2 protein-coding genes are annotated in these 652 nt (G+C 63.5%); both read right to left on the reverse strand.

Annotated features, from left to right (window positions below; genetic code table 11):
* On the reverse strand, positions 1 to 185 hold a 185-nt coding region (locus B5G37_RS14810), incomplete at its 3' end, for a hypothetical protein (protein WP_143483016.1).
* Between the two features lie 9 nt (positions 186 to 194).
* Positions 195 to 652 (reverse strand): DUF4313 domain-containing protein (locus tag B5G37_RS14815; protein WP_143483017.1); only part of this gene is annotated, 458 nt, incomplete at its 5' end.

Here is a 652-nt window from a genome sequence, read left to right on the forward strand (position 1 = left end):
GAACCCGGCCTGATCTGCGGATCGTAGGAGTACACCGCGTCCGGCGCGGCGTTGAAGATGTCGAGGACATCCCCGGCGAACTCCTCGAAGGATTCGTCCGGGTCATCATTGAAGTCCCGGTAGTCGTCCCTGAGTGATTCGATGGCCTCCCGGCCCGTCGAATATATCCTGTCTTCCTGTGGCATGGCTGCCTCCTATCTGTTGTTTTCCCGTGCCGGACTGATGCCCGGCGTATCCTGCGTGAGTTGTTCGGATGCCTGTCGGGCCTGCTCCGCCGCGCCCCGGAGCGTGGGTGCGTCCGGCTGACGTTCCGCCTGCCGGTCGGCGGTCAGCCGGTCGATGGTCTCCTTGTAGGTACCCATGGCCTCCATCGCCCACGGGGCGACCTTGGCGAACGGGTAGGTGCAGTAGCCGGAATGGCAGACGCGATCCGTAAGGGTGATGATCCCAGCTCCAACGAGCGCATCCACCAGCTCTTTCGAGTTGTTGTTGGTGTCGATGATGACGTTGCCCTCCGTGGCGCACCACCATGCGGCGTCCGGGTTGTCGGGAATGTTCACGGTGATGTCGCTCCACGGCGACAGGTACTCACTGTCCGCCGGGTCCGTGGCATCGAGGGCGGAGATGGCGAAACCTCCGCCCATGGCATAGG

The organism is Pseudoflavonifractor sp. An85 (genome assembly GCF_002161235.1).
Lineage (GTDB): Bacteria > Bacillota > Clostridia > Oscillospirales > Oscillospiraceae > Enterenecus.